This window comes from Micromonospora sp. NPDC005087 (assembly GCF_042872965.1).
Classification (GTDB): domain Bacteria; phylum Actinomycetota; class Actinomycetes; order Mycobacteriales; family Micromonosporaceae; genus Micromonospora.
This window is the reverse complement of sequence record NZ_JBIALB010000005.1, coordinates 298,224-323,303: the sequence shown is the minus strand read 5'-3', so window position 1 is coordinate 323,303 and position 25,080 is coordinate 298,224. Positions and strand designations below refer to the sequence as shown.

The 25,080-nt window shown below is 70.7% G+C and carries 21 protein-coding genes; 11 read left to right on the top strand and 10 right to left on the bottom strand.

What is annotated here, in order from left to right; all coding sequences use genetic code 11:
• The first annotated feature begins 359 nt into the window (after window positions 1-359).
• From ACFYPS_RS15360 to ACFYPS_RS15340, 5 genes are all read left to right on the top strand, one after another.
• Window positions 360-2,891 (top strand): putative bifunctional diguanylate cyclase/phosphodiesterase, encoded by a 2,532-nt coding sequence (locus tag ACFYPS_RS15360; RefSeq protein WP_387324955.1) that lies wholly within the window; start codon window positions 360-362, stop codon window positions 2,889-2,891.
• A 47-nt stretch (window positions 2,892-2,938) separates the two neighbouring features.
• The gene (locus ACFYPS_RS15355; RefSeq protein WP_387324952.1) at window positions 2,939-4,273 is read left to right on the top strand and encodes a glycosyltransferase 87 family protein; all 1,335 of its coding nucleotides are present in this window, start codon (window positions 2,939-2,941) and stop codon (window positions 4,271-4,273) included.
• A gap of 41 nt (window positions 4,274-4,314) precedes the next feature.
• A complete protein-coding gene (locus ACFYPS_RS15350; RefSeq protein WP_387324950.1) occupies window positions 4,315-4,947 on the top strand; it encodes a phosphoribosyltransferase in 633 nt (210 codons plus the stop codon).
• 19 nt (window positions 4,948-4,966) lie between these two features.
• A complete protein-coding gene (locus tag ACFYPS_RS15345; protein WP_354967126.1) occupies window positions 4,967-5,338 on the top strand; it encodes a zf-TFIIB domain-containing protein in 372 nt (123 codons plus the stop codon).
• A 112-nt stretch (window positions 5,339-5,450) separates the two neighbouring features.
• Window positions 5,451-6,128, top strand: a complete 678-nt coding sequence (locus ACFYPS_RS15340; protein ID WP_387324947.1) for a maleylpyruvate isomerase N-terminal domain-containing protein — start codon at window positions 5,451-5,453, stop codon at window positions 6,126-6,128.
• 19 nt (window positions 6,129-6,147) lie between these two features.
• Here the strand turns inward: ACFYPS_RS15340 and ACFYPS_RS15335 are convergent, their stop codons facing one another.
• Window positions 6,148-8,841, bottom strand: a complete 2,694-nt coding sequence (locus ACFYPS_RS15335; protein ID WP_387324945.1) for a replicative DNA helicase — start codon at window positions 8,839-8,841, stop codon at window positions 6,148-6,150.
• Window positions 8,842-9,223: 382 nt separating this feature from the next.
• Between ACFYPS_RS15335 and ACFYPS_RS15330 the strand changes: the two genes are divergently transcribed.
• Window positions 9,224-10,780, top strand: coding sequence for a hypothetical protein (locus ACFYPS_RS15330; RefSeq protein ID WP_387324942.1), 1,557 nt, complete (start codon window positions 9,224-9,226; stop codon window positions 10,778-10,780).
• Window positions 10,781-10,861: 81 nt separating this feature from the next.
• Here ACFYPS_RS15330 and rplI read toward each other — a convergent pair whose 3' ends face one another.
• The 4 genes from rplI to rpsF form a co-directional block, all read right to left on the bottom strand.
• Window positions 10,862-11,308 carry a 50S ribosomal protein L9 gene (rplI, locus tag ACFYPS_RS15325; RefSeq protein WP_354967121.1) on the bottom strand — a complete coding sequence of 149 codons (447 nt, stop codon included), beginning with the start codon at window positions 11,306-11,308 and terminating at the stop codon, window positions 10,862-10,864.
• A 14-nt stretch (window positions 11,309-11,322) separates the two neighbouring features.
• A complete protein-coding gene (rpsR, locus tag ACFYPS_RS15320) occupies window positions 11,323-11,562 on the bottom strand; it encodes a 30S ribosomal protein S18 (RefSeq protein WP_013289355.1) in 240 nt (79 codons plus the stop codon).
• A gap of 41 nt (window positions 11,563-11,603) precedes the next feature.
• On the bottom strand, window positions 11,604-12,143 hold the full coding sequence (locus tag ACFYPS_RS15315; protein ID WP_172899022.1) for a single-stranded DNA-binding protein: 540 nt from the start codon (window positions 12,141-12,143) through the stop codon (window positions 11,604-11,606).
• Window positions 12,144-12,221: 78 nt separating this feature from the next.
• Window positions 12,222-12,512, bottom strand: a complete 291-nt coding sequence (gene rpsF / locus ACFYPS_RS15310; RefSeq protein WP_074315517.1) for a 30S ribosomal protein S6 — start codon at window positions 12,510-12,512, stop codon at window positions 12,222-12,224.
• Between the two features lie 637 nt (window positions 12,513-13,149).
• On the opposite strand from rpsF, the gene ACFYPS_RS15305 reads away from it, so the two are divergent.
• A complete protein-coding gene (locus ACFYPS_RS15305) occupies window positions 13,150-13,941 on the top strand; it encodes a deoxyribonuclease IV (RefSeq protein ID WP_387324937.1) in 792 nt (263 codons plus the stop codon).
• Window positions 13,938-16,304, top strand: a complete 2,367-nt coding sequence (locus tag ACFYPS_RS15300; protein ID WP_387324934.1) for a hypothetical protein — start codon at window positions 13,938-13,940, stop codon at window positions 16,302-16,304. Before ACFYPS_RS15305 ends, ACFYPS_RS15300 begins: the two co-directional genes overlap by 4 nt.
• A 65-nt stretch (window positions 16,305-16,369) precedes the next feature.
• On the opposite strand, the gene ACFYPS_RS15295 is transcribed toward ACFYPS_RS15300, so the two are convergent.
• The 3 genes from ACFYPS_RS15295 to ACFYPS_RS15285 all read right to left on the bottom strand — a co-directional run bounded on the left by ACFYPS_RS15295 (window position 16,370) and on the right by ACFYPS_RS15285 (window position 21,536).
• A complete protein-coding gene (locus tag ACFYPS_RS15295) occupies window positions 16,370-17,875 on the bottom strand; it encodes a glycosyltransferase family 87 protein (protein ID WP_387324931.1) in 1,506 nt (501 codons plus the stop codon).
• A 125-nt stretch (window positions 17,876-18,000) separates the two neighbouring features.
• Window positions 18,001-20,889 (bottom strand): transglycosylase domain-containing protein, encoded by a 2,889-nt coding sequence (locus tag ACFYPS_RS15290; RefSeq protein ID WP_387324929.1) that lies wholly within the window; start codon window positions 20,887-20,889, stop codon window positions 18,001-18,003.
• Between the two features lie 197 nt (window positions 20,890-21,086).
• Window positions 21,087-21,536, bottom strand: coding sequence for a DUF5318 domain-containing protein (locus ACFYPS_RS15285; RefSeq protein ID WP_387324926.1), 450 nt, complete (start codon window positions 21,534-21,536; stop codon window positions 21,087-21,089).
• 175 nt (window positions 21,537-21,711) lie between these two features.
• On the opposite strand from ACFYPS_RS15285, the gene ACFYPS_RS15280 reads away from it, so the two are divergent.
• Entirely contained in the window at window positions 21,712-22,350 is a 639-nt protein-coding gene (locus tag ACFYPS_RS15280) for a PadR family transcriptional regulator (RefSeq protein ID WP_354967115.1), read from the top strand.
• 23 nt (window positions 22,351-22,373) lie between these two features.
• Complete coding sequence (locus ACFYPS_RS15275) at window positions 22,374-23,453, top strand: inositol-3-phosphate synthase (RefSeq protein WP_354967114.1); 1,080 nt, start codon at window positions 22,374-22,376, stop codon at window positions 23,451-23,453.
• Between the two features lie 79 nt (window positions 23,454-23,532).
• On the opposite strand, the gene ACFYPS_RS15270 is transcribed toward ACFYPS_RS15275, so the two are convergent.
• The gene (locus ACFYPS_RS15270; RefSeq protein WP_387324923.1) at window positions 23,533-24,012 is read right to left on the bottom strand and encodes a methylated-DNA--[protein]-cysteine S-methyltransferase; all 480 of its coding nucleotides are present in this window, start codon (window positions 24,010-24,012) and stop codon (window positions 23,533-23,535) included.
• Between the two features lie 40 nt (window positions 24,013-24,052).
• Complete coding sequence (locus tag ACFYPS_RS15265) at window positions 24,053-24,385, bottom strand: hypothetical protein (protein WP_387324920.1); 333 nt, start codon at window positions 24,383-24,385, stop codon at window positions 24,053-24,055.
• Window positions 24,386-24,531: 146 nt separating this feature from the next.
• Between ACFYPS_RS15265 and ACFYPS_RS15260 the strand changes: the two genes are divergently transcribed.
• Window positions 24,532-25,074 (top strand): hypothetical protein, encoded by a 543-nt coding sequence (locus ACFYPS_RS15260; protein WP_387324917.1) that lies wholly within the window; start codon window positions 24,532-24,534, stop codon window positions 25,072-25,074.
• The last annotated feature ends 6 nt before the right edge of the window (window positions 25,075-25,080 follow it).

Genomic DNA, 25,080 nt, shown 5'->3' with positions numbered 1-25,080 from the left:
TGCTCGTCAGACTGAGGAGGAACCGTCGGGGCAGGCCCGGCGCCCATCCTCCGACGGTGGTTGGCAACATGCGAGCTGCAGGCCGAACAAGTCGACCGCGCTCCGCTCACAGGCCATGGACACAACGTCACAAAACCCTCCAGCTTGGCTAATGTTGCGCATACCGACATTTATTACTGCTAACTGCATCGACGTCGCTTTAGGCTCTCGTCACGAAGTTCCCCGGGGGATACCGAACCCGGGCTGGATGGGTGGAGGGAGCGTGCAATGCGCGGCAGCGACTGGCACTGACATCGGAGTGACACTCAGCGGTAAGCTCCCGTCGTCAACATGTAACTGTCGGCGACGACAGGAGCTTCATGAGTCGGGTCACCCCAGAGAACACCACTAGGACAGACCGACAACTGCTGTTGCTCGTCGGTCTCGTCGTCATACTGGCCATCGGCCCGACACTTCTTGCCGTCACGGACGTGCTGGCCCACCCGCCCGACGCGGTGGGCCACGGCGCGACCTTCGTCGCGCTGACGTTCATGACAGCCCTCGGGACGATCGTCAAGTCGCCGATCCGTATCCGCTCGACCACGCACGCCATCACCTGGATCGAGACGGCAATCGTGATCGGGCTCGCGGTGGCCCCACCCGCCTGGGTGGTGCTGGCGACCGGCACCGGTGTCGGCATCGCATCGGCCGTCATGAAGCTCCCGCCGATCAAGACGGCGTTCGGCGTCAGCAAGAACATCCTGGTCGCCGGTGGAGCGAGCGCCGTCGCCCTGGCCGTCCACTGGCAGTGGCCACCGGTGGGCATGGCAGAGCTCGTCACTCTGCTGGGCGCGATCTACCTGGTCGCCGCTCTCCTGGACGACCTGCTGGCGATCCCGGTGATCGCGCTCGCGACCGGCACCCGGGTCTCCCGGCAATTCCTGAACAACCTTGACCTCCGGCTCGCCGGCTTCGGTGTGCGCTTCGTCGTAGCCCTCTGCACGCTGCTCATCCTCCAGGTCGACCCGCGATTGCTGCTCGCCGTCCCACCGCTCATGTTGAGCCTGCACCTGGCCTACTCCGCGCGTATCCGGGGTCGCACCGAGCAGCAGGCGTGGCAGCGGCTCGCCCGCACCACGGACGCGCTCAACGTGGTGGACCTGGACAACGTCCTCACCACCGCCGTCACCCAGGCCGCCGAGTTGTTCTCCGCCGACGAGGTCGAGATCGAGCTGCGCGACGGAGCCCGCACGGTGCGCGGCGGCACCAGCGGCATCACCTTCGACGGACTGGCCGGCACGCTCACCGACGTGGACGGCACGGTCGTCGCCACGCCGCTGGAGGGCCACGACCGGTCCGTCGATGTCGGCGCGCTGCGGCTGCGCTTCCGCGGCCCCGTGCAGCTCTCCGAACGGGAGCAGTACACCCTGCGTACCTTCGCCTCCGCGCTCTGCACGGCGGTACGCAACGCCCAGGCGTACGCCGAGCTGGCACGGGTGGCCGACGAGCACGCGTACGCCGCGGCGCACGACGCGCTGACCGGCTTGGCCAACCGTCGGCACCTGCTCGACAAGGGCACCGAGCAGTTGAGCGGACGGCACGCGGACGGGGTGACCGCGCTGGTACTGATCGACCTCAATCACTTCAAGGAGGTCAACGACACGCTCGGGCACGCCGCCGGCGACCAGGTACTGGTGCAGGTGGCCGAACGTCTGCGGGGCGCCGCCCAGGCCAGTGACCTGGTGGCCCGCCTCGGCGGCGACGAGTTCGCCGTACTCCTGCGCGGGCTGCCGGCCCCGGCGGTCGCCGCGCACCGGGCGGAGACGCTGCTCGCCGCGTTGCACGAACCGTTCGAGCTGGACGGCATGCGGATCAGCGTCGAAGCCAGCGGCGGGATCTCCGTCGCCCCGGCCAGTGGCGGCATGGCGGAGCTGCTGCGCCGCGCCGACGTGGCGATGTACCAGGCGAAGCGGGCCGGTCAACGGATCTCCACGTACGCCCCGGCGCGGGACACCGCCGACCTCGGCCGGCTCACCCTCGGCGGTGACCTGCCACGGGCGGTCGCCGACCACGAGTTCGTCGTCAACTTCCAACCGATCGTCGACCTGGGCACCGGCGAGGTGACCAGCGCGGAGGCGCTGGCCCGCTGGCATCACCCCACCCACGGCATGATCGATCCGCTGCGTTTCCTGGAGGCGGTGGAGCGCTCCGGGCTGCTACCGGCGTTCGCCGAGGCGATCCTCGACCAGGCGTTGATCGCGGCGGCCGGCTGGCGCGACGCCGGCTTCGACGTGCCGGTCGCGGTCAACGTGTCCCCGCGCAGCCTGCTCGACGCGCGCTTCCCCGGCTCGGTGCTGGCCCGCCTGCGTGCCCACGACCTGCCGCCGGACCGGCTGGTGCTGGAGTTGACCGAGACGCTGACGCTCAGCCAGCTCGACGTGGTGGACCGGGTGCTGAGCCGGCTGCGCGACGAGGGCATCCGGCTGGCACTGGACGACTTCGGCACCGGCTACTCCTCGCTCTCACTGCTCTCGCGGATCCCCGTGCACGAGCTGAAGATCGATCGCAGCTTCGTGACGACGATGGAGAGTTCGGCGGAGGCCGCCGCCGTCATCCGTTCCACCCTCGACCTGGGCCGCAGCCTCGACCTTGACGTGGTGGCCGAGGGGGTGGAGAGCGAGCCGCAGCGACGGGCCCTCTGGGAGCTGGGTTGCACCGCCGGCCAGGGGCACCTGTTCGCCCGGCCGATGCCCGCCGGCACTCTCCTCGCGGCGTTGCAGCGCGGCTCGGGCGGCCGCCCGGGCGCCCTCGCAACGCCGCTGCACGACGCCGGCGCGGTGATCCGGCTGACCCAGAACCGCCGCCAGGGCGGCCGGTCCCGCCCGGACCGACTTCCCCACCTCCCCGCCTGAACGACGCGGAACATCGAGCTGGCCGGGGGTCTGCCAGACTGGCGCGCGTGACCGCCGACCACCCGACCGCCCTTCGCCGTCGCTGGCGGACGCTCGACACCGCCGCCGGGGGCCTCGCCCTCGACCTCGGTCTCTACGCCGTCTCGGCCGTCTTCGCCGCGATCACCGCGGTCACCTCGACGCTGCTGCCGCATCGGGCCTGGGGCGCGGTCGCCACCGTCGGCTACCTGATCGCCACACTGGCGGTGGTCGTCCAGCTCCACCTTCGCCGACGCGGCTCGGCCTCCCGGCTGGTCGGCCTGCCAGCCAGGTGGGCGGTCACCGGATTCGTCTGGGCGAGCACCGCCCTGCTGCCCGTGCTCTGGCAGAGCGTCGAGCGGGCCACCGGACGCACCGACCGGGCCCAGGAGGAGGTGCTGGTCGTGGAGCAGGCCGGGGCGCGCCTGCTGGAGCACGGCACGCCGTACCTCGGACGCGACGCCATAGCCGCCCTGCCGCCCGCCGAGCAGCTGCTCGGCTACACGCCGTACCAGCCGGGCATGGCGATGTTCGGCCTGCCCAGAGCCCTGGTCGACGCCGCCTGGACCGATGCCCGGGTCTGGCTCGCGGTGGGCACCGCGCTGGCGCTCGCCCTGGCCGTGGCCGCCCTGCGCGCCGCCCACCGCGCACACCCCGCCGGCACGGACGACCGTCCGGGCGCCGCCCTGCTGCGGGGCGTACAGGCGGCCACCGTACTGCCGATCTGCGCGCTCACCCTCGCCACCGGCGGCGACGACCTGCCCGTACTCGCGCTCTGCCTGCTCGCCCTCGCGCTCGCCGCCGCCGACCGGCCCGGCCGGGCCGGCCTCGCGGTCGGGCTCGCCGGCGCGCTGAAGTTGTTCGCCTGGCCGGTCGCCCTGGTCCTGATCGCGTGGGGGCTGACCCGGCGGGCCGGCACCCGGGTCGCCGCCGGCGCGATCGGGCTACCCGTGGCGACCCTGCTCCCGGCCCTGCTGGTCGACCGCGACGCGCTGACCGAGAACGTGCTGCGCTTTCCGCTCGGCCACGGTCTGGTCACCAGCCCCGCGCAGTCCCCGTTCCCCGGCTATCTGATCGCCACCGCGCTGCCCGCCGGCCGGCTGATCGCCGCCGCGCTGCTGGTCGCGGCCGGCCTGGCCATCGCCGTCCGACTCGCCCGCCGCCCGCCGCGCACCGCCGTCGCCACCGCGCTGATCTGCGGGTACGGGCTGCTCGCCGCGATCGTCCTGATGCCCTCGACCCGCTTCGGCTACCTGCTGTACCCGCTGGCCCTGCTCACCTGGGCGCCCGCCCTGCACCGCACCACCGACTCGTCGACCGTCCCGGTGCCCGGCGAGCTGTCCGGTCGGACCACTTCGGCGTAACTGCCGGGCGGAGCGACGCGACAGGGCGTACACCTGAAGGCATGACCACGTACCGCGACCGGGCCGAGGCGGGCCAGGTGCTCGCCGATCGGCTCACCGCACTCATCGGCGAGCCGGACGTCGTCGTCCTCGGCCTGGTCCGCGGCGGCGTGCCGGTGGCCCGGGTCGTCGCCGAACGACTCGGCGCGCCACTGGACGTGCTGGTGGTCCGCAAACTCGGCATGCCGTGGGCCCGGGAGGTCGCCTTCGGCGCGCTCGGCCCGGGCGGCGTGCAGGTGCTCAACGAGGCGGTGGCCAGCCGGCTCAGCAGCGACGACATCGCCGAGGTCAACCACCGGGAGCAGACCGAGTTGGAGCGCCGGGAGCGGCTCTACCGGGGCGGCCGCCCTCCGCTGGACCTCGCCGGGCGGATCACGGTGATCGTCGACGACGGCCTGGCCACCGGCGCGACCGCGCGCGCCGCCGTCGAGGTCGTCCGCCGACTCGGCGCACGCCGGGTGGTGGTCGCGGTGCCGGTCGGCGCGCAGGAGGCGTACGAGCTACTGGCCGCCGAGGCCGACCAGGTCGTCTGCGCCCAGCGCCCGCAGGATTTCGGCGCGGTCAGCGTCTACTACGAGGACTTCCACGAGGTCCCCGACGAGGAGGTGATCGAGGCGCTTACGGCGACCGCGTGACTCGACCGGGTACCTTCGGATGATGAGTCTCACCTGTCCCAAGTGTCACGGAGAAATGCGTCAGTACGAGCGCAGCGGCGTCGTCATCGACCAGTGCGGGGAGTGCCGAGGCATTTTCCTCGACCGCGGCGAGCTTGAGAAGCTCTTCGAGGCGGAGGCCAACTGGAGCCGCCAGCAGGCCGGCACGCCGCCGCAGCCCGCTCAGCAGCCCGGGGGCTACCCACCGCCGCAGCACCAGCCCGGCTACGGTGCGGTCCCCCCGCCGCCACCGCCCCCGCCCGCCCACGGCTACCCGCCGGCGCCGGCTTACGGCGGCCAGCAGCACCACGGCTACCACGGCCACTACCGGCACAAGAAGCGCAAGGGCTTCCTCGACGAGATGTTCGGCTGAGCCGAGGTCAGCATCCCGCCCGGGCCGACCCGCGCGTCGGCCCGGGCGCTTCGCCCACCGCAACTGTCGCCGATGGTTGGCGGGCGGGAAGGTCCGTGCGAGGCTGCATCGCATGAGCGCGATTCGGCCGGCCGAGGCGCTGGCCCAGGCGTACGACGCGATCACCGGCGTGGTCGACGGCCGGGACGACACGGACCTGCAACGACCCACCCGCTGCCAGGGCTGGCTCGTCGCGGACGTGCTCTTCCACGTGCTCGGCGACGCCCAGCGGGCCCTGGTCGCGCTGGCCAGCCCCGCCGACGGCCCCGCCGACGTGGACGACGTCAGCTACTGGCGCGGCTTTCCCTCCGGCGGCGGTGACGACGCCCGGCACGCCTGGTGGGTCCGCCGGTCGGCCGCCGCGTTCGACCGACCGTCCGGCATCGTCCGGCTCTGGCGAGACACCGCCCCGGCGGCGGTCCGGGCCGCCGCCGCAGCCGACCCGACGGGGTACGTGACCACGCAGGGCCACGTGCTGCGGGTACCGGACTTCCTCGCCACCCTGACCACCGAGGCCATGGTGCATCACCTGGACCTGACGCTGGAACTGCCCGACGCGCCGCCGCCCGGCCCACTGGCGGTACGGGTCGCGGTGGCGACCATGGACGGCCTGATGAGCGACGACGCGGTCCGCCCCACGGCGTGGGACGACGAGGAGTTCCTGCTGAAGGCCACCGGGCGTCTCCCGCTCACCGACCGGGACCGGTTGGAGCTGGGCGAGTCGGCCGGCTGGTTCCCGCTGCTGGGCTGAGCGTCGGTGCTCGCGCCGGTCAGACGATGGCCATGTCGACGAAGCGCGAGAGGTGCAGCTGGGCCGCGACCGTCACCGTGTCGGTGGGGCCATTTCGGTGCTTGGCAATGATGAAATCCGCCTCGCCCGCGCGCGGCGACTCCTTGTCGTAGTAGTCGTCGCGGTGCAGCAGGATGACAACGTCGGCATCCTGCTCGATGGAGTTGTGGGTGGCGATCCCGTTCGCGATGAAGTTGTGCTTCCCCAGAACGGTAGCGTCGAACACCTCTCGCTCGCCGATGGACTCGATCGACACGATCGCGTCCCAGAAGATGTCGTTGGTGGCGTGCAGGTCCAGGTCTGCCGCATCGAGGACAGTAGCGATCTTGGCCAGGCGAGAGCGGCTGGGCGCGCGCTGCCAGAGGGCGCTGCCGCAGAATTGGGTGCCGATGGCCTCTGCGAACTCACGGTGGGTCATCCCCTGCTCTACCAGGATCTCTCGCACCCTGGTCCACACCTCTCGCGGCACGGTGTCGACGTTGGTATTGCTCTCCGTCGACTCCAGCGCGGCGAGTAGTTCAGCGCAGCCCTCTGACCGCTGCCCATGAACGCCGATCTCGCGCAGGAACCGTAGTTGGTCGTCCCGACCGGAGATGTCGAGCGTGTACTGCGGTCGGTGCCCCACCACAGGCACGACCTTCAGTCGAGCGGTGATGCCGTACCTGAGGAGTAGTCGGGAGATGTCCTCGAGCATGCGGCGGCTCGTGGACGCGAAGTAGACACGGCCGCCGCGACCCGAACGGTTCACGGTGACCGAGCCATCCGTGGCCCACAGGTGTCGCAGGAAAGTGGTGACCTGCTCCTTGGGCAGGTTGAACATGGCGGCGGGAAGGAACTTCTCGTGCGACCTGAGGCCGAAGAGGCCGAGCTCGTCCAGCCAGGCCGCGATGGGATTGCGCCGACCGCGGGCCAGCCGATAGGGCGCGGGCAGGCGGAGGGTGGTAACCCTCGCCGCCGCGTAGTCATCCCGGACAGCGGAGATCCCAAAGTGTTTCGCCGCTTCCATGACGGCCTGCAGGTTCAGTTCGTCGCGACTGGCGTATCGAATCGGTTGACGCCGCACGAAGGAACCGTCGCCCAGCAGGTGTGCCAACATCACGAGCTCCGCGTCGACCCACGGGCGAATGGTCATCGGGGGCGGTAGGTGGCGCGGTGTGGCGATGCGGTCCCCCTCCGACAGTTCACCCAGAGGCACCCACCCGGTGAACGCCAGGAAGGGGTGGTTGGCCGTCGCGTCGATCTGCTTACCTGATGCGAGGGTCAGCCGGAACACCTCACGTGTGCCGCTGGGAAAGACGTGCGTCATGGTGCGGGGGGTGTAGCGCAGGCTCTCATCGAGCGCCCAGACCGGGATGTCCTTTGCGCCGTCAGCCAACAACTCACCGAGAGTGATCTCGGCGTTGTTATCCGCGCGCACCACCCGGGTCTCCGCGGTCAGGCAACCCGATTCGCGCAGGTCGGACAACTGGGGGCGCTTGTCGGTGCGCTGCTCGGGGCCGCGGTTGAGCTGGCTGACCGCGATGACCGGGCACTCGACCTCCTTGGCCAGCAGTTTGAGGCCACGGGAGAGGTCGGCGACCTCCTGCTGCCGACTCTCGGTGCGCTTCGGCGAGGTCATCAGCTGGAGGTAGTCGACCACAATCATCTTGAGGTCGTGCCGCTGCTTGAGCCGGCGGGCCTTGGCCCGGATCTCCATCAGGTTCATGCTCGGCGTGTCGTCGACGAAGAGCGGCGCCTCGCTGATCTCGCCCATGCACCGGGCCAGCTTGGTCCAGTCGTCGTCGGAGAGCTGCCCGCTGCGCAGCACGTGCAGCGGCACCCGCGCCTCGGCGGAGAGCAGTCGCATGACGATCTCGACCTTGCTCATTTCCAGCGAGAAGATGGCGGCCGCCTGGTTGGCGCGGATAGCGGCATTCCGGGCAAAGTCCATGCTTGCGGTCGATTTGCCCAAACCAGGCCTTCCGGCCACGATAATGAGCTGCCCGGCGTGCAGGCCGTTGAGCAGCCGGTCCAGGTCGGTGAAGCCGGTCGGGACGCCGGTCATCATCCCGCCCTGCGCGCCCACCGCCTCAATCTCGTCCAGCGTCGGCTGCAACATGTCCGCCAGGACCGCGAAGTCCTCGCTGACCCGACGTTCCGTGACGTCGTAGACGGCCTGCTGGGCGAGGTCCACGATGTCGTCGACGTCGCGGCTGCCGCCGTTGGCGGTGCCGTAACCCAACTGCACGATCTTGGTGCCGGCCTCGACCAGCCGGCGCAGCACCGCCCGCTCGCTGACGATCCGCGCGTAGTAGGCGGCGTTCGCGGCGGTGGGCACGCTGGCGATGAGGGTGTGCAGGTAGGGCGCACCGCCGATGCGTACCAGATCGCCGGAGTCGGCGAGGGCCGCCGCCACGGTGATCGAGTCGGCCGGCTCACCCCGGCCGTAGATGTCCAGGATGATGTCGAAGATGGTGGCATGCACCGGCCGGTAGAAGTCGTTGGTCTTCAGGATCTCGACGACGTCGGCGATGGCGTCCTTGGAGAGCAGCATGCCGCCGAGGACGCACTGCTCGGCTGCGACATCCTGGGGCGGGGTCTTGTCGAACTGGCCGTCGCGCTGCGCAGGCGCCTGGCCGCCGGAGCGTGGCTCCGCCCGCATGTCGTCGGTGACCGACACGGGTCCCCCCTCCACTGCGCCGGATCCGGTTCCAGCTCTATCGCCTCGGTACGACAATTCCGCCCGACCGGGCCGGTCGATCGGGGGCCATCGCGCCGGCGGTCGAGGGCCAACCATACGGACCGCGAGGGCAGCGACTCAACAGCGGCGGTGGACGAGCCTCGGGACAACCTGTGGATGTCGTGGACGAGCATGTGCGCAGCGTGTGCACAGCCTGTGGACAACGCTTGGGGAATTCCGGGCCATACCTCGTTGACCTGCGGATATGCGGTCCCCAGCCTGTGGAGGAGAATATTTCGGTCGGGCCTGTGACACGATCGTCCCGTACTATCTCCAGCGAACGGCTACACCTGGACAGCGGATTACGCTTTCGGTTCAGAAGGGTCACACTCCGGCCGTGAGTTACCGGGACTGGGGACGCGGGGAGGGCAGCCCGCGCGAGCGCCAGCCGACCGCCTCGTGGGGTGAGCGCGTGCCACCCCTTCCGGTCGACCCGTACGACGAGGACGGGCGCTATCGCACCTCCAGCCGTCGGCGTGCACTGGATCGGGGGCAGGACGAGCCGGTCGACGCCTACCTGCCCCGGTGGGCACTGGAGTCGGGGGTCCGGCACGCGGACGGCGGTGGCCGTCACGCCGCCCCGGATGACGACGAGGCCGAGCACGAGCTGCCGGGTTCCGGAGCCGGCTGGCGGGCCAGCGAGACGACGAGCACCCGGCGGCTGGTCAGTGAGACGGGTTGGCGGGAGCGACCGGCGATCGGCGCGGCGCCCGACTCGGACCACACCCGGGAGTGGACGCTCGACCGTCCACAGGAGCAGGGGTACGCCGGCCGCCGGCGTGCCGACTCGACGGAGGAGGAGCCGGTCTCCGGCGCGGTCCCGGACCGCCGTCCCCGGCGTGCGCCCGCTGGCCGCCCGCAGGTGATCTGGTCCGGCGGTGACCTGGAGCCCGCCCCGGCCGAGCCGGTGCCCCGCTGGGAAACGGAGCGGCCCACCCGGCGCAGCCGTCGTGCGGAGGAGTCCTGGACCCGTCCGGCGGCCGACCCGTGGGAGCGCGGATCCGACCCTGCGCCCGAGCCCGACCCGTCGTACGCGCCGGCGGTGGACCCGTGGGACGCCTCGGGCGTGCACGCGTGGCCGCCGGTGGCCGAGGCGGACGGCACGGACCTGAGTGGGCAGTGGGCGCAGGCGGAGAGCATCGGTGGTTGGGAACGGTCCGACCGCACCGGCCAGTGGGAGCGGTCCGCGGTCGAGGACGACCAGTGGGACCGGACGCTGGCGCCGCGCTCCGACCGGTCGGTGGCGGCCGAGGGTTGGCCACCGAGCGGGGACGACCGGTTCTGGTCCGGCACTCGGCTGGCCGGTGACGACCCACGCTGGATGGATCTGACGACGTCGGCACCCCGGTCACCGGTGGTGGGTTACACCGCCCCTCGCCCGCGGAACGCTCCCGTACCGCGTGGTGCTCCCGTACCCCGTGGTAGTGGGCCACGACGTCGGGTGGACCAACCGCCGGTGGGGGTGGCCTCGGTACGCCGGCGGGTCGAGTCCGTGGCGACGGGCGGCTGGGCGCGGCGCCTGGAGGACGACCTGCTGGACCCGGATCCGGGTGGGTCCATCCGGCCGCTGCTGTACACCGCCGCCTGTTACCTGTTGCCGGCGGTGCTGGTCTTCGTCTGGTTGCTGACCCTGGACAGCCAGGCACCGGCCGGGTGCGTCACCGACATCAGCGGAGGCGGGTGCGACTCGCCCCGGTCGCGTGCGTTGGAGTCGCTGCTCGCTGGCTCGCCCCGCTTCGGGCTGGCGCTGGTGAGCAGTCTGGTGGTGGCGGCGCTGCTGCGTCGGGTCGGTACGACGTGGCGCTCGGCCACCATCGCGCTCGCCGCCGCGGTGGTGGGCGGGGGCCTTTCCACGGTGTTGATCAGCGCGGTGACCGGTCAGGCGATCGGCTGACCGGGCGCGGGCCCGACGACGGTACGCACGAGGGCCCGCACCGATCGCTCGGCACGGGCCCTCGTGGTGGTGTCGCTGGTGTCAGCCCTGAACGACGTTCAGGTTGAACGACGCGGTCACCTCGGGGTGCAGCTTGATCTTCACCGGGTAGGTGCCGGTCGACTTGATGTGACCCGGCACCTCCAGCCGGCGCCGGTCGAGGACCGGGCCACCGGAGGCCTTGACGGCGTCGACGATCTCGGCCGAAGTGACCGAGCCGAAGAGCCGACCGCCGTCGCCGGCGCGGGCCTTCATGTTGACCTTGAGACCCTCGAGCTGACCCTTGACCTCGTTCGCGTGGTCGAGGTCGCGGATCTCGCGGGCCGAGCGGGCCCGCTTGATGACCGTGACCTGCTTTTCCGCGCCCTTGGTCCAGGCGATCGCGAAGCCCTGCGGCAGCAGGTAGTTACGGCCGAAGCCGTCCTTGACCTCGACGATGTCGCCCGGGGCACCGAGGCCGGACACTTCCTGAGTCAGGATGATCTTCATATCGGTGCCTCCTCTCAGCGGGTGGTAGCCGTGTACGGCAGGAGCGCCATCTCACGGGCGTTCTTGACCGCACGGGCGATCTGCCGCTGCTGCTGCGAGGTCACGCCGGTCACCCGTCGAGCGCGGATCTTGCCGCGGTCGGAGATGAACTTGCGCAGCAGCGCGGTGTCCTTGTAATCGATGTAGGTGATCCCGTCCTTGTCGAGCGGGTTCACCTTCTTCTTCGGCTTGCGAAGTGCCGCAGCCTTGGCCATTGCTCGTGCTCCTGGTTTGCGATCGCGGGCGCTCGGCGCCATTAGAACGGGGGCTCCTCGTCGAAGTTGCCGCCCGAACCGGCACGCGCGGGAGAGGGTGCGGCCGAAGCCCAGGGGTCGTCGAAGTTGCCTCCGCCGCCACCCTGACCACCACCGCCGCCGCTACCGCCACCGAAGCCGCCGCCGCCACCGCCGGAGCGGGACATCTTCTGCACCTTCGCCGTGGCGTAGCGCAGCGACGGGCCGATCTCGTCGACCTCAAGCTCGATGACGGTGCGCTTCTCACCCTCGCGGGTCTCGTAGGACCGCTGCCGGAGCCGGCCCGACACGATCACCCGAGCGCCACGCTGCAGCGACTCGGCGACGTGCTCGGCGGCCTGCCGCCACACGGTGCAAGCGAGGAACAGCGGCTCGCCGTCCTTCCACTCGCCCGACGCCTTGTCCATGAAACGGGGCGTCGAGGCGACTCGGAACTTGGCGACCGCCGCCCCGGAGGGGGTGAACCGCAACTCGGGGTCATCGGTCAGATTGCCGATGACCGTGATGGTGGTGTCTCCTGCCATGACCATCTCCTCGCGCACTCAGCGTCTCGTCGTACAGGCTCCCAGAGCCGTATGACAGAGCCGCGGAGGCTGATCCGGGCGAACCGGGTTGAATGCTTAGCGCATCTCCGGCCGGATGACCTTGGTGCGCAGCACGGACTCGTTGAGCCGGAGCTGACGGTCCAGCTCGGCCACCGCGGCAGGCGTGGCCTGCAGGTCGACGACGGCGTAAATGCCCTCGGCCTTTTTGTTGATCTCGTACGCGAGGCGCCGGCGGCCCCACACGTCGGTCTTCTCAACCGAGCCACCCGCGGTCCGGATCACGTTCAGGTACGTGTCGAGCGACGGGGCGACGGTGCGTTCCTCGAGGCTGGGGTCGAGGATCACCATTACTTCGTAATGACGCAAGACGTGCTCACCTCCTGTGGGCTAAGCGGCCACGGTCCTTCCGTGGCAGGAGGTCGTGCGTCGCTGCCCGCACGTACCGGGGGAACCCGGCCGGACGCGGACAACCTGACCAGGATACCCGGTCCGAACGATCATGCCTGTGGTGGTGGGGCCAGCGCCCGGACGTGCCGACGGGGGCCCACCGTCCGACCGTCACCGGCCGGTGGTGGACCCCCGTCAACGAGGCCGCGGGGCGTCCCGTCCGCATTCCTTGGGTGGGACCTGGGGAGGAACGACCACACCGATGAGGTTGGACCGAAGACGCCCCGCGGAGCTTTATCGTGTTGTTATCTGACGATACAACGGCTCTCGTACCTTGTCGGGGGAAAAAGCACAAATTTCCGAGATTCTTCATCGGTCGGATCTGATGTGCCCGGGGGCCGCCCCCGCCACGCCGGGCCGCGCGGCGGGGGTGACCTCGTTGTCGGTCCGTCGACCACCGGTTGCCGTACGCGGCGGTCACGCCATCGACGGCACCGGCGCTGGCCGCCGACTCAATCCCATCAACGATCGTCGGTCCGTTCGGTGACGCCGTCGACGGCGACACCGCACCGGCCGGTCGCCCCACCCGTCGGGGTCGCGACGTAGGCTCGCTCGCATGCGTATCGGAGCCCACGTCGATTCGACCGACCCGCTGACGGAGGCGACCGCCCGGTCCGCCGACACCGTGCAGTTCTTCCTCTCCGACCCGCAGGGGTGGAAGGCGCCCAAGCCCCGGGAGGACGCCGAACGGCTGCGCGCCGCCGAGGTCGACCTGTACGTGCACGCGCCGTACGTCATCAACGTGGCCACCCTCAACAACCGCATCCGGATCCCCAGCCGCAAGCTGCTGCTCGGGCACGCGAACGCGGCCGCCGCGATCGGCGCGAAGGGCCTGATCGTCCACGGCGGGCACGTCAACGCCGGGGACGACCTGGCCGTGGGCTTCGACAACTGGCGCAAGACATTCGCGTACGCGGCCGACTCCGGCGGCTTCGGCGTCCCCGTCCTGATCGAGAACACCGCCGGCGGCGACAACGCGTGCGCCCGTCGACTGGACGCGCTGGCCCGCCTCTGGGACGCCATCGGCGACCACGAGGTCGGCTTCTGCCTGGACACCTGCCACGCGTACGCCGGCGGCGAGGAACTGCTCGGCCTGGTCGACCGGGTCAAGGCGATCACCGGGCGGATCGACCTGGTGCACGCCAACAACTCCAAGGGCGCCTTCAACTCGGGCCAGGACCGGCACGACAACCTGGACGGCGGGACGATCGACCCGGAGCTGGTGGTGGCGGTGATCCGCGCTGCCGGCGCGCCGGTGGTCGTCGAGACACCGGGCGGTGTCGCCGGCCAGGCCGCCGACATCGACTTCCTCCGCCAGCAGCTCGGGATGGAGAGCACGGCAGCATGACGACCGGCCAGCCCGGGACCGGAAGCGCCCGGCCCACCCCCACCGGGGACGCCCGGATCCGGCCCGCGATCCCGGCCGCCGCCGGCACCCCCACCCCGGCGGCGCGCGCCGCCACGGCCTCCGACAACACGACCGCCGCCGCCGGCACGGACCATGCGGTCAGCGGCGACGGTACGAGAGCCAGCATCGTCACCAACGACGGTACGAAAGCCGCCACCGCCAGGGACGACGACCCGAAGCCCGGCTCCACGAAGCACGACGGCCCCGAGCCCGGCTCGGCCGGGAACAGCGCGGTCGAGGACAGCGCGGCCGAGGACAGCGCGGCCGAGGACAGCGCGGCCGAGGACAGCGCGGCCGAGGACAGCGCGGCCGAGGACAGCGCGGCCGAGGACAGTAAGGCCAAGCCCGGCGCGGCTACGGGCGGTGCGGAGAAGGATGGTGCCGTCAAGGACCGCGCGGGCAAGGACGGTGCGGAGAAGGACAGTGCCGCCGAAGGCGATCCGGCCGAGAGCGGCGACGCAGCCAAGGGCGGGAAGGCCGGCGAACCAGACGGTCCGGTGAAGGTCGACGGTGAGGCGAAGTCGGCGGGATCCGAGCGCTGGGAGGCGTTCGCCTCCGCGCCGGAGCCGGTGCCCTCCCGGCTCAGCCGGTCGGCCCGCGCCGTCGGCCGGTACCTGATCCACGAGTGGACCCTGGCAAGCCTCGGCGCGCTGGCGCTGGCCGTGCTGATGACCTGGCCGACGCTGCGCTACCCGCGCTACACCCTCCCGCAGGACTACTGGGACCCGAGCCTGCAGGCGTGGCAGATGGCCTGGTCCGGGCACATCCTGCTGACCGAGCCGGCGCGCCTGTGGCAGTCCAACACGTTCTTCCCCGAGCTGTGGAGCTTCGCGTTCTCCGACACGCTGCTCGGCTACGCCCCGGCCGGCATGCTCGGCAGCGGCCCCGAGGACGCGGTGCTGCGCTACAACATCATGTTCGTGCTGGCGCACGCGCTCGCCACGCTGGGGGCGTACGCGCTGGCCCGGCAGCTCGGCGCGGGCCGGATCGGCGCCGCGGTCGCCGGCGTCGCCTACACCTACGCGCCGTGGTTGCTGGCCCAGGCCGGGCACCTGCACGTGCTCTCCAACGGCGGGATCCCGCTGGCGTTGGCCATGCTGGCGCGTGGGCACGGCTGGTCGCTGCGGCACGGCTACCGGCCCGAGCGCCGGCACGACGGCTGGGTCTACGCCGGCTGGCTGGTGGCGGCCTGGCAACTCAGCCTCGGCTTCGGCATCGGTCTGCCGTTCGCGTACTTCCTGGCATGCGCGGTGCTGGTCGCGGCCGTCCTGTTCTACGCGCGGCGACTCCGCACCGGCCAGGCCCTGCCGTTCGGCCGCCGGCTGCTGGTCGCCGACGTGGTCGGCGGGCTGCTCTTCGCCGGGGTGGGTCTGCTGATGGCGATCCCGTACTTCAGGGTGACCGAGCTGCATCCGTACGCCGAGCGCACCATCGGTGACATCAGCATCTTCTCGCCGCCGGCGTCCGGCTTCGTGACCGCGCCCGCGGAGTCGCGGATCTGGGGCGGGCTGCACGAGGGCGCCCGAGCGGCGCTGCCGTGGCATCCGGAGATGACCCTGCTGCCGGGCTTCGTGCTGTACGCGTTGGCCGCCGGCGGGCTGTTCTTCTCGGTCTGGCGGCTGCGGCACCGGCTGCTGCTACTCGCCGGGGTTCTGCTGACGATGGCCTTCGCGATGGGCACCCGCTTCTTCGACGGCGCCTTCACCTACGTTCCGCTGTTCGAGCACGCACCCGGCTGGAACGCGCTGCGTACCCCGGGGCGTTTGATGCTCTGGACCACCCTGCTGCTCGCCCTGCTCGCCGCGGGCGCGGTCACCGCCCTCACCGAACGGGTCCGCGAGCTGGCCGCGCAGCGGATCCCGTCCTGGCCGGGGCCGTGGCTGCGCCTGGCCACCCTGCTGCCGCTGCTGCTGGTCACCGTGGAGGGCCTGAACACCACCCCGCATCCGGTGGTGCCGACCCAGCCGGCCGCGCTGCGCACGGTGGAGGGGCCGCTGCTGGTGCTACCCAGCAACCAGAGCCTGGACCAGCACGTGATGCTCTGGTCCACCAGCGGATTCCCGGACGTGGTGAACGGCGGCAGCGGCTTCACTCCGCGCCAGCTCGACGACGTTCGCCGGGTGACCCAGTCGTTCCCCGACCAGACCAGCGTCGACTACCTGCGCACGTTCGGCGTCCGCACTGTGGTGCTGCTGCGCGGGCAGGTCGCCGGGACGCCGTGGGAGATCACGATCGACGCCCCGGTCGATCTGCTCGGCATCACCCGACAGGAGATCGACGGCGCGGTGGTCTACCGGCTCTGACGCAGCTGGCTTCTGGGGCGGGTTTGCGGGGAGCCAGCCCGGCTCCGGGCCGTCGGGCTTGTGGATCAGGTGATGGTCGCGGGTTCGGGTGCGGGCTTGTTGATCGTGGTTCGGCGCCAGCGGTCCAGCCAGGGGGCATCCGGTGCGCCGTCGAGCACGCCGCCGTCCGGATCGTCGGCATAGGTGGCCCGCACCGCGTCCCGCTCGGGATGCAGAATCTCCCGGATGACGAGTACGCAGAGCACCACCACGGTGGCCAGCCGCAGCGTCGAGGCCAGCACGAACACCCCTTCCGGGAAGACCGGGCGGCTGGTCGCCGCGCCGAGCAGCTCGCCGTAGAAGGCGACGAAGTAGCAGACCTCGGCGAACTGCCAGGCCAGGATGGCCCCCCACTTCGGTCGGGCCAGCACCACCAGTGGCAGCAGCCAGAGCACGAACTGCTGGGACCAGACCTTGCTGAAGATGAGGAACGCGGCGACGACCAGGAAGGCGAGCTGGGCGAGCCGCGGTCGGCGGGGCGCCCGCAGCGCCAGGACCGCCACGCCGAGGCAGGCCAGCCCGAACAGGGCGTACGAGACAGTGTTGAGGGTCGGGATGTTGGCGTTCAGCCACTCGAACGGGCCGAGCCGGGCGGGGTCGCCACCGACCTTGCCGTCGAGGTAGCGCCCGATGTACCAGAGCGTGCCCCAGTCGATGGGCCGGGTGCTGTTCAGCTCGAAGAACCGGTCCCAGTTCTCCCGATACGCCAGCGCGGGGGGCAGGTTCACCAGTACCAGGGCGGCGAGGGCGCTCCCGACCGCGATGAGCGCGGGGCGCAGCCGGGCGGCCCGCAGCGCCAGGATGAGGATCGGCCCCAACAGGAACAGCGGCCAGAGCTTCGCCGCGCCGGCGAGGCCGAGCAGCACTCCGGCCACCGCCGGTCGTTTCCGGGCCCAGGCCAGCAGGCCGAACGCGGCCAGCCCGATGGCGAGCAGGTCCCAGTTGACGGTTGCGGTGAGCAGCAGCGCCGGGGCGAGCGCGAACAACGCGGCGTCCCAGGGTCGTCGACGGCGCAGCGCGAGGATCACCGCCACCGTGGCCACCGCGAGCGCGCCCAGCACCAGGGCGTTGAGGTTGTAGAACCACTGGCCCTGGTTGATGCTCGGGTCGCCGTCGCCGAGGGCGTGCACCGGCAGGCCCAGCGCCCCCATGAAGTAGCCGGTCAGCACCGGGTATTCGACCGGGTGGTCACGGTAGGGCACCTTGCCCTCGTTGAGCCCCTCGGCGTAGTAGAGGGCGAGCACGTCGGTGTAGCAGAACCGGGTGTACTGCTCGTTGTCCTGCCAGGCGCCGTCCTGGCACGGCGACTTCTGCACCCAGTGCAGAGCGAGCGTGAGGCAGACCAGTGCCAGCACGATCCGGACTGCGGTCCAGAACCGCCGCTCCCCACCGGCCGGCCGGTCCAGTGCCGTCGCGTGGTCGCCCAGGGGCCCACCGATCATGCCGGAGATGCCGCGGACGAACCCGTCGGAGCGGGACGGGTGGTCGGTGGTTCCGGCGTCGTCGATGCCGGGCGTCGACTGGGTGCTCATGAAGAGGCATCCTGCCGTACGACGGGGGTGCGCGTCCCGTCCCGGCGCGCGGATCCGGGTACGGAAACGCCGCCGCCGGCCGGACAGGTCGTCCGGCCGGCGGCGGCGTCGTGCGGCGGTGCGGGTCAGTCCCGGTTGGTCGGTGGCAGGCTGGGTAACAGCCCGCCGCCGTTGCCGCCTGTTCCGGGTCGGCCGGGATCGTTCGGGTTGTTGCCCCCGTTGTTGTTGCCGTCGGTGCGCGGGCAGAACGGGTTGGTCAGCGGATCACAGGGCTGACCCGGCTGACCCGGCAGGCCCGGCAGACCGCCTGTCGGGGGCGGGGGCGGAGGCGGCGCCTCACCGTTGCCGGATTCCGGATCGCCGATGTTCGCCGCTGGCGGGAAGTCGACCTTGTCCTTGTCCTTCAGCGCCTCGTTCATGAACCGCTCCCAGATGTCACCCGGGAGGTTTCCACCGCTGACCGGGCGGCCGTCCTTGAGCTTGAGTGCTTTACGGTTCCCCACGTTGCCCACCCAGACCGCCGTGGCCAACTGAGGCGTGTAGCCGATCATCCAGGCGTCGCCGTTGTCGGAGCTGTCGCCCTTGAGTTCCCAGGTGCCGGTCTTGGAGGCGGCCTTACGGCCGTCGTCGAGCCGGTGGTTGACCGCGGCGGGATAGTCCTTCAGAACCGACGTCACGTCGGCGACCACGTCCTTGTCGATGCGCGGCTGGGAGTTGAGCTTCTCGCTGCCCTTGGCCACCTTCTCCCACTTGCCGGTGTTCGGGTTCTGCTTCTCCACGGAGTAGAGGAAGTGCGCCTTGTTGTAGACACCCCCGTTGGCGAAGGTGGCCACGCCGTTCGCGTGGTCCAGCACGGTGATCGGGTACTGGCCGTAGCCGACCACGTTGAAGAACGGCTCCGGGGTGATGTCCTTCGGGTCGGCCTTGGTCAGGTCGTACGCCTTCGCCGGGTTGGTGTCGGTGCGCCACATGGTGGTGACGCCGGCCTGCTTGGCCATGTCGACGACCTTGTCCGCGCCGATCTCCTCGGTGACGTGGTAGAACGGCACGTTCAGCGACTTGAGCGTGGACGTTCGCAGCGTGCAGGAGTTGTGGCAGCTCGGGTCGTCGGTGCCGGCGTTGCTGACCTTGAACTCGGTGCCCTCCGGGGTGAAGGCCTTGCCCTTCCATCGGGACTCGAGGGCCTTGTCGGCCTTGAGCGCGGCCGCCAGAGTGTAGATCTTGAAGCTCGATCCGGGCGAGTGACCGCCGCTGATCGCCCCGGTGGAGTCGGTGTTCTTGCCGGCGTAGTCCGTGCCGGTGCCGTTGTCACCGCCGTAGTAGGCGAGCACCCGACCGTTCTTCGGATCGACCGCGACCACCGCGGCCATCAGGTTGCTCGGCTGACCCGCCAACTCGGAGCCCTTGGACTTGCGCTGGGCCGTCTCGACCGCAGCCTTTTGGATCTTGGTGTCGATGGTGGTGCGGATCCGGTAACCGCCGGCCATCAGCGCCTGGGAGCAGAGCGGCTTGGTTTCGGTCACCTGCGTCTCCTTGTCGACGCAGATGCCCCTGTCCCGCATCTCTTGCCGGACGTAGTTGATCACGTTGCCGTACGGGGTGTCGACGCCGAAGTCGACCCCGATGCCGCCCTTCTTCGGGGCCTTGATGTTCTTCGGGTACGCGGCGGGCCGCTCCGGCTTGCCGGGCACGCCCAGCCAGCCCTCCTTGACCATGCCGTCGATCACATAGTTCCAGCGGTCCTCGGCGGCGGTCCGGTTGATGGCCGGGTCGTACCCCTGGTGGGTGGCGCTCGGCTCCGGCTGCTTGATCAGGGCGGCGAGCACCGCGCCCTCGTCGGGCTTGAGCGCGCTCACCGGCTTACCGAAGTAGGTCTGCGCCGCCGCCTCGATGCCGTACGCGCCTCGGCCGAAGTAGATCACGTTGAGGTAGTGCTGCATGATCTGCGGCTTGGTGTACTCGTCGTTGAGCTTGGAGGCGAGGATCGCCTCCTTCACCTTCCGGGCGTAGGTGTCGTCCTTCAGGTTGTCGTAGGCGTTGCGCGCGTACTGCTGGGTGATGGTGGAGGCACCCTGCTTGTCGCCGCCGGAGAGGTTGTTCCAGCCGGCCCGGGCGATGCCCTTGTAGTCCACACCGGAGTGCCGGTAGAAGTTCCGGTCCTCGGCGGCGGCCACCGCGTTCTGCACCCACTCGGGAATCTGGTCGATGGTGACCAGGGTGCGGTTCTGATCGCCCACCTTGGCGATGGGGGTCGTGTTGTCGAACGCGTACAGGGTGGTCGCCTGCGGCGGGGTGATCTCGTCGGGCAGCACCACGTTGGTCGAGTAGTAGGTGAACCCGACCACGCCGACGCCGGCGAGCATGATGAAGACCGCGAACCCGGCGATCAGCAGGTTGATCCGCTTGCGCTTCTTCGCCCGGGCCGCCGCACCGGGGTCACCCGGACCACGGCCGCCCCGGCCACCGCGACCCGGACCGTTCGGCCCGCCAGGCCCGCCGGGGCCACCCGGGCCGCCGGAGACCGGTGAGACGCTCGCCCGGGCGACCGCGGCCCGGCCACCCACGGATGCCGACCCGACACTGGCCCGGCCCGCCGAGGCAGCGCCGACGGACGCGGCGCCGACCGTGGCCCGACCGGCCGGCGCGCCCGGCGCCGGGGACACGGGCACCGAGGCCCGGCCCGCGCCGGCACGACCGGCGGCCACGCCGGGTGCCGGTGACACCGGCACCGACGCCCGCCCGGCCCGGCGCGGCGCGGCCGGACCCACCGAGGCGGATCCGGCGCGCGGTGGCACCGCCGCCGAGGCACCCACCGAGGCACGCCCACCGGCGGCCCGCGGTGTCACCGAGGCGCGACCGGGAGACGCTGCCGACTCCGGTGCGGACCATCCGCTCCCGCGGGAGTCGCCACCGGATCGGCGGTACGCGTCGTCCGCGCCCGGTCCGGGGTCGCCGTCCGGGCCCGGGTACTGGGCACGCCCGCGCGCAGAACTGGGATCGCCGTACGAGTTCATTCCTCACACCCTGCCGGTCGCGGTGGGGCGCCACTGCGCCGCCACCGGGTTGCCGTGAGTTGCTTCACTCGGGACGCCGGCACGGGGGTGCCGGTTCACCGGGGTCATTGCAGTATCAATCGGGCCAATCAGACCAACGAGCGGTCGACCGTCCCGGGTAACGTCTACGGCCCCGGGGCCGGTCGAACCAGCTGAGATCACCGTTGCGCCTCTCGCCTCCGCCGGCCGGCGCCACCGGCGCCCGCCGCGTCCTGCTCACTGGTGCCGTCGACCTCGCCGGTGAGACCGTCCCGACCGAGCAGGTACTGCTCGACGAGATGGTTCCAGTCACAGCCGAGGCACACCTCCACCACGAAGACCTGGAACTCACGCAGCGTCATCGCCAGCACGGGCAGCTCGGCCAGTGTCCGCGCCTGACCGGCGGACTGCTTGAGTTCGTCACCGTAAATGTAGTGGACGAGTGTCAGGTTCTCACTGCGGCAGATCGGGCAGCGCCGGTCGGTCGGTTCGCCGTGGAACCGAGCGGCGTTCTTCAGGTACGGCGACGCGTCGCAGACGTCGTACGTGCCGACCCGGCCGGCCAGGAGCTCACGCAGCACCGCTCGCTTCTGGAGCGAGTAGTCGACGACCTGGCGCTGCGTACGCATGCGGAGAAGGGTACGCGGTCCGGCCCGACCAGGCGACCACGGTAACGATCCGTGACGACAGCATCCCGGAATGAGGGTTTGCCCTGGCATCCGTGACCCGCTAACGTGCGATGTATCGGTCCGATACATCGCGGCGGTTACCACTCCGTGCCGGGGGTAAAGAGAGGGTGGCGCAGTGCTCGAGTTCGCCATCCTCGGCCTCCTGCAGGAGTCTCCGATGCACGGCTATGAGCTGCGCAAAGAGCTGACCGCCAAACTCGGTGCGATCCGGGCGGCGATCAGCTACGGCTCGCTCTACCCGACCCTACGCAGGTTGCAGGCGGCGGGATGGATCACCGAAGCCGCCGAGACACCCGCCACCGCCGAGGAGGTTCCCGCGCTGACCAGCCGACGAGGTCGGGTGGTCTACAAAATCACCGCGGAAGGCAAGGAACGCTTCGCCCAGCTGATCGCGCAGGCCGGGCCCGAGACGTACGACGACACGGGCTTCGGAGTGCACTTCGCGTTCTTCGCCCGGACCGACCAGGCGACCCGACTGCGCATCCTGGAGGGTCGCCGCCGCAAGATCGAGGAACGTCGCGAAGGACTTCGTGACGTGCTGGGCCGGGCGGCCGAGCGCCTCGACGCTTACACCCTGGAACTGCAGCGCCACGGCCTTGACGCCTGTGAGCGTGAGGTCCGCTGGCTGGAGGAGCTCATCGCCAACGAGCGCTCCGGCCGAGCCCCGACGGTCCCGCACATCGGGACGGCCGGTGGCCGACGAGAAGACAACAGCCCGCCTCCGCCTGGAGAGACCAGGAAAGAGCGGCCGTGACAGAAAAGAAGGAGGCAGACGCTATGGGCTCCGTCCGCGTCGCCATCGTCGGTGTGGGTAACTGCGCCTCGTCCCTTGTTCAGGGCGTCGAGTACTACCGGAATGCCGACCCGAACGACCGCGTCCCGGGTCTCATGCACGTTGCCTTCGGCGACTACCACGTCTCCGCCGTGGAGTTCGTCGCGGCGTTCGACGTGGACGCCAAGAAGGTGGGCATGGACCTCGCGGAGGCGATCGTCGCCAGCGAGAACAACACCATCAAGCTCTGCGATGTGCCGCCGACCGGCATCAGCGTGCAGCGTGGTCCGACCTTCGACGGTCTGGGCCAGTACTACCGCGAGATCGTCGAGGAGTCCGACGCCACCCCGGTCGACGTGGCGCAGGCGCTGCGCGACGCGCAGGTCGACGTCGTCGTCTGCTATCTCCCGGTCGGCTCCGAGCAGGCCGCCAAGTACTACGCCCAGGCGGCGATCGACGCCGGCTGCGCGTTCGTCAACGCCCTGCCGGTCTTCATCGCCTCCGACCCGGAGTGGGCGAAGAAGTTCGAGGACGCTGGCCTGCCGATCGTCGGTGACGACATCAAGAGCCAGGTCGGTGCCACCATCGTGCACCGGGCGCTGGCGAAGCTCTTCGAGGACCGCGGCGTCGAGCTGCTGCGCACGTACCAGCTCAACTTCGGCGGCAACATGGACTTCATGAACATGCTGGAGCGCAAGCGGCTGGTCTCGAAGAAGATCTCGAAGACCCAGTCGGTCACCTCGCAGATCCCGCACGAGATGAGCAAGAGCGACGTGCACATCGGCCCGTCGGACCACGTGCCGTGGCTCGACGACCGCAAGTGGGCGTACATCCGCCTGGAGGGTCGCTCGTTCGGTGACACCCCGCTCAACGCCGAGCTCAAGCTCGAGGTGTGGGACTCTCCGAACTCGGCCGGCGTCATCATCGACGCGGTCCGCGCCGCGAAGATCGCACTGGACCGGAAGATCGGCGGCCCGATCCTGTCGGCCTCGTCGTACTTCATGAAGTCCCCGCCGGTGCAGTACGCCGACCACGACGCCCACCAGGCCGTCGAGGAGTTCATCGCCGGTGAGGTCGAGCGCTGACCCGCTGACCACCAGCACCGCCGAGGGCCGGGTCCGTACGGACCCGGCCCTCGGCGCGTTCACCAACGGTCCGGGTCGGTCAGGACCAGGCGCGTTGCAGGGCCACCCGGGCCTCCAGTTCCAGCAGGTGCACCTTGCGCGGGAGGCCACCCCCGAACCCGACCAGCTTGCCGCCGGCGCCGACGATCCGGTGACACGGCACGATCACCGGGACCGGGTTGCGGTTGCAGGCCACACCAACCGCCCGTGCCGCCCCGGGGTCGCCGACCACGCGCGCCACCTCGCCGTACGTCGACGTCTCGCCGTACGGAATGCGGGTCATCTCCCGCCACACCGCCCGCTCGAACTCCGAGCCGCGCGGAACCGACACCGGGACGGTGAACCCAGTCAGCTCACCGGCGAAGTACGCCCGCAGCTCGGCGACGGCCTGCCAGGACAACGGGTCGGTGGGCTCGTCGACCGCGGCGTCCACCCGGCCGAAGTGCGTGCCGCACACGCTCGTGCCGTCGGTGTCCACGGAGAACTCGCCGATCGGTGAGTCGAGCACGGTCCAGCGCATCCACCCATTGTCCCTGTCGCGAACTTCCTTGCCGGCCCGGCTACCAGCGTCGGGCCGAACGCCACTCCTCGGCTGCCCGGATCGCCACAGCAGCAGCGGCCCGCTCGGCGCGGGCGCGGTCGCGATCGTGGAAGCCCAGGTACAGCTTGCGGCCGGCGAAGAAGGGCAACAGCAACGCCGCGTAGAAGATCGTGACGTGCCCCTCGCCGGTGCCCAGCAGGTAATAGGCGTAGTAGCCGGCGAGCACAGCGCCGATACCGGCCAGCACCCGGTCGACCCGCGAGGTGGTGGCGAAGGAGGTGACCGCGACGCCCAGCAGCACGACCGCGGTCAGCGCCAGGCCGATGATGTAGATGGTGATCACCACAGCCACGGCAGGCCCTCTCGTTGCGGACAGACCGGAGCGATCAACCGGCGGCGCAGAAGATAACGTGCCAAGGTCCGTCGGCGCTGCCCCTTTTCGATCAACACCAGCAGCCCGGATCGGCAGATCATCTTCGCGCCCCGCTGACCGCCGAAATGTTGCGCAATTTCGATACCGTGCAGGTCGTGGCCACGGGGACGCTCATCTTTCTGATCATCGGCGGGGCGGGTGTCGGAGTGCTGGCGCTCGCCCTGCTCGGCAGCGAGCTGCTGCACTTCGGGCACGCCGACGTGGACGGGCCGATCTCGACCGAGACGGTCGCCGGCTTCGCCGGGGCGTTCGGCTTCGGCGGGGCCATTGTGAACGAACTGCTCGGCGCGGGTACCCCCGGCATGATCGCGGGCGCCGCTGCCGGCGGCCTGGTCGCCGCCGTGCCCACCGCGTGGTTGGCGTCCCGGCTGAGCCGGGCGGCACGGAACATGCGCACCGACCCCACCCCCACCCGGCACGACCTGGTCGGCGCGCTCGGCCTGGTGGTCACCCCGGTACCCGCCGACGGCTACGGCGAGGTCCGGGTACGCGTCGCCGGCCAGCCGGTCAAGCTCAACGCCCGCGCCGACCAGCCGATCCCGGTCGGCGCCCAGGTCTTCGTCGTGCAGGCACTCAGCGAGACCAGCGTGCACGTCGAGACCTACTGACTCCTT

Excerpts from the sequence above, each read along its gene's own strand:
- ACFYPS_RS15360 (WP_387324955.1), top strand. The coding sequence starts at position 360 with ATGAGTCGGGTCACCCCAGAGAACACCACTAGGACAGACCGACAACTG.
- ACFYPS_RS15350 (WP_387324950.1), top strand. The coding sequence starts at position 4,315 with ATGACCACGTACCGCGACCGGGCCGAGGCGGGCCAGGTGCTCGCCGAT.
- ACFYPS_RS15345 (WP_354967126.1), top strand. The coding sequence starts at position 4,967 with ATGATGAGTCTCACCTGTCCCAAGTGTCACGGAGAAATGCGTCAGTAC.
- ACFYPS_RS15340 (WP_387324947.1), top strand. The coding sequence starts at position 5,451 with ATGAGCGCGATTCGGCCGGCCGAGGCGCTGGCCCAGGCGTACGACGCG.
- rplI (WP_354967121.1), bottom strand. The coding sequence starts at position 11,308 with ATGAAGATCATCCTGACTCAGGAAGTGTCCGGCCTCGGTGCCCCGGGC.
- rpsR (WP_013289355.1), bottom strand. The coding sequence starts at position 11,562 with ATGGCCAAGGCTGCGGCACTTCGCAAGCCGAAGAAGAAGGTGAACCCG.
- ACFYPS_RS15305 (WP_387324937.1), top strand. The coding sequence starts at position 13,150 with ATGCGTATCGGAGCCCACGTCGATTCGACCGACCCGCTGACGGAGGCG.
- ACFYPS_RS15300 (WP_387324934.1), top strand. The coding sequence starts at position 13,938 with ATGACGACCGGCCAGCCCGGGACCGGAAGCGCCCGGCCCACCCCCACC.
- ACFYPS_RS15295 (WP_387324931.1), bottom strand. The coding sequence starts at position 17,875 with ATGAGCACCCAGTCGACGCCCGGCATCGACGACGCCGGAACCACCGAC.
- ACFYPS_RS15290 (WP_387324929.1), bottom strand. The coding sequence starts at position 20,889 with ATGAACTCGTACGGCGATCCCAGTTCTGCGCGCGGGCGTGCCCAGTAC.
- ACFYPS_RS15285 (WP_387324926.1), bottom strand. The coding sequence starts at position 21,536 with ATGCGTACGCAGCGCCAGGTCGTCGACTACTCGCTCCAGAAGCGAGCG.
- ACFYPS_RS15275 (WP_354967114.1), top strand. The coding sequence starts at position 22,374 with ATGGGCTCCGTCCGCGTCGCCATCGTCGGTGTGGGTAACTGCGCCTCG.
- ACFYPS_RS15270 (WP_387324923.1), bottom strand. The coding sequence starts at position 24,012 with ATGCGCTGGACCGTGCTCGACTCACCGATCGGCGAGTTCTCCGTGGAC.
- ACFYPS_RS15260 (WP_387324917.1), top strand. The coding sequence starts at position 24,532 with ATGTTGCGCAATTTCGATACCGTGCAGGTCGTGGCCACGGGGACGCTC.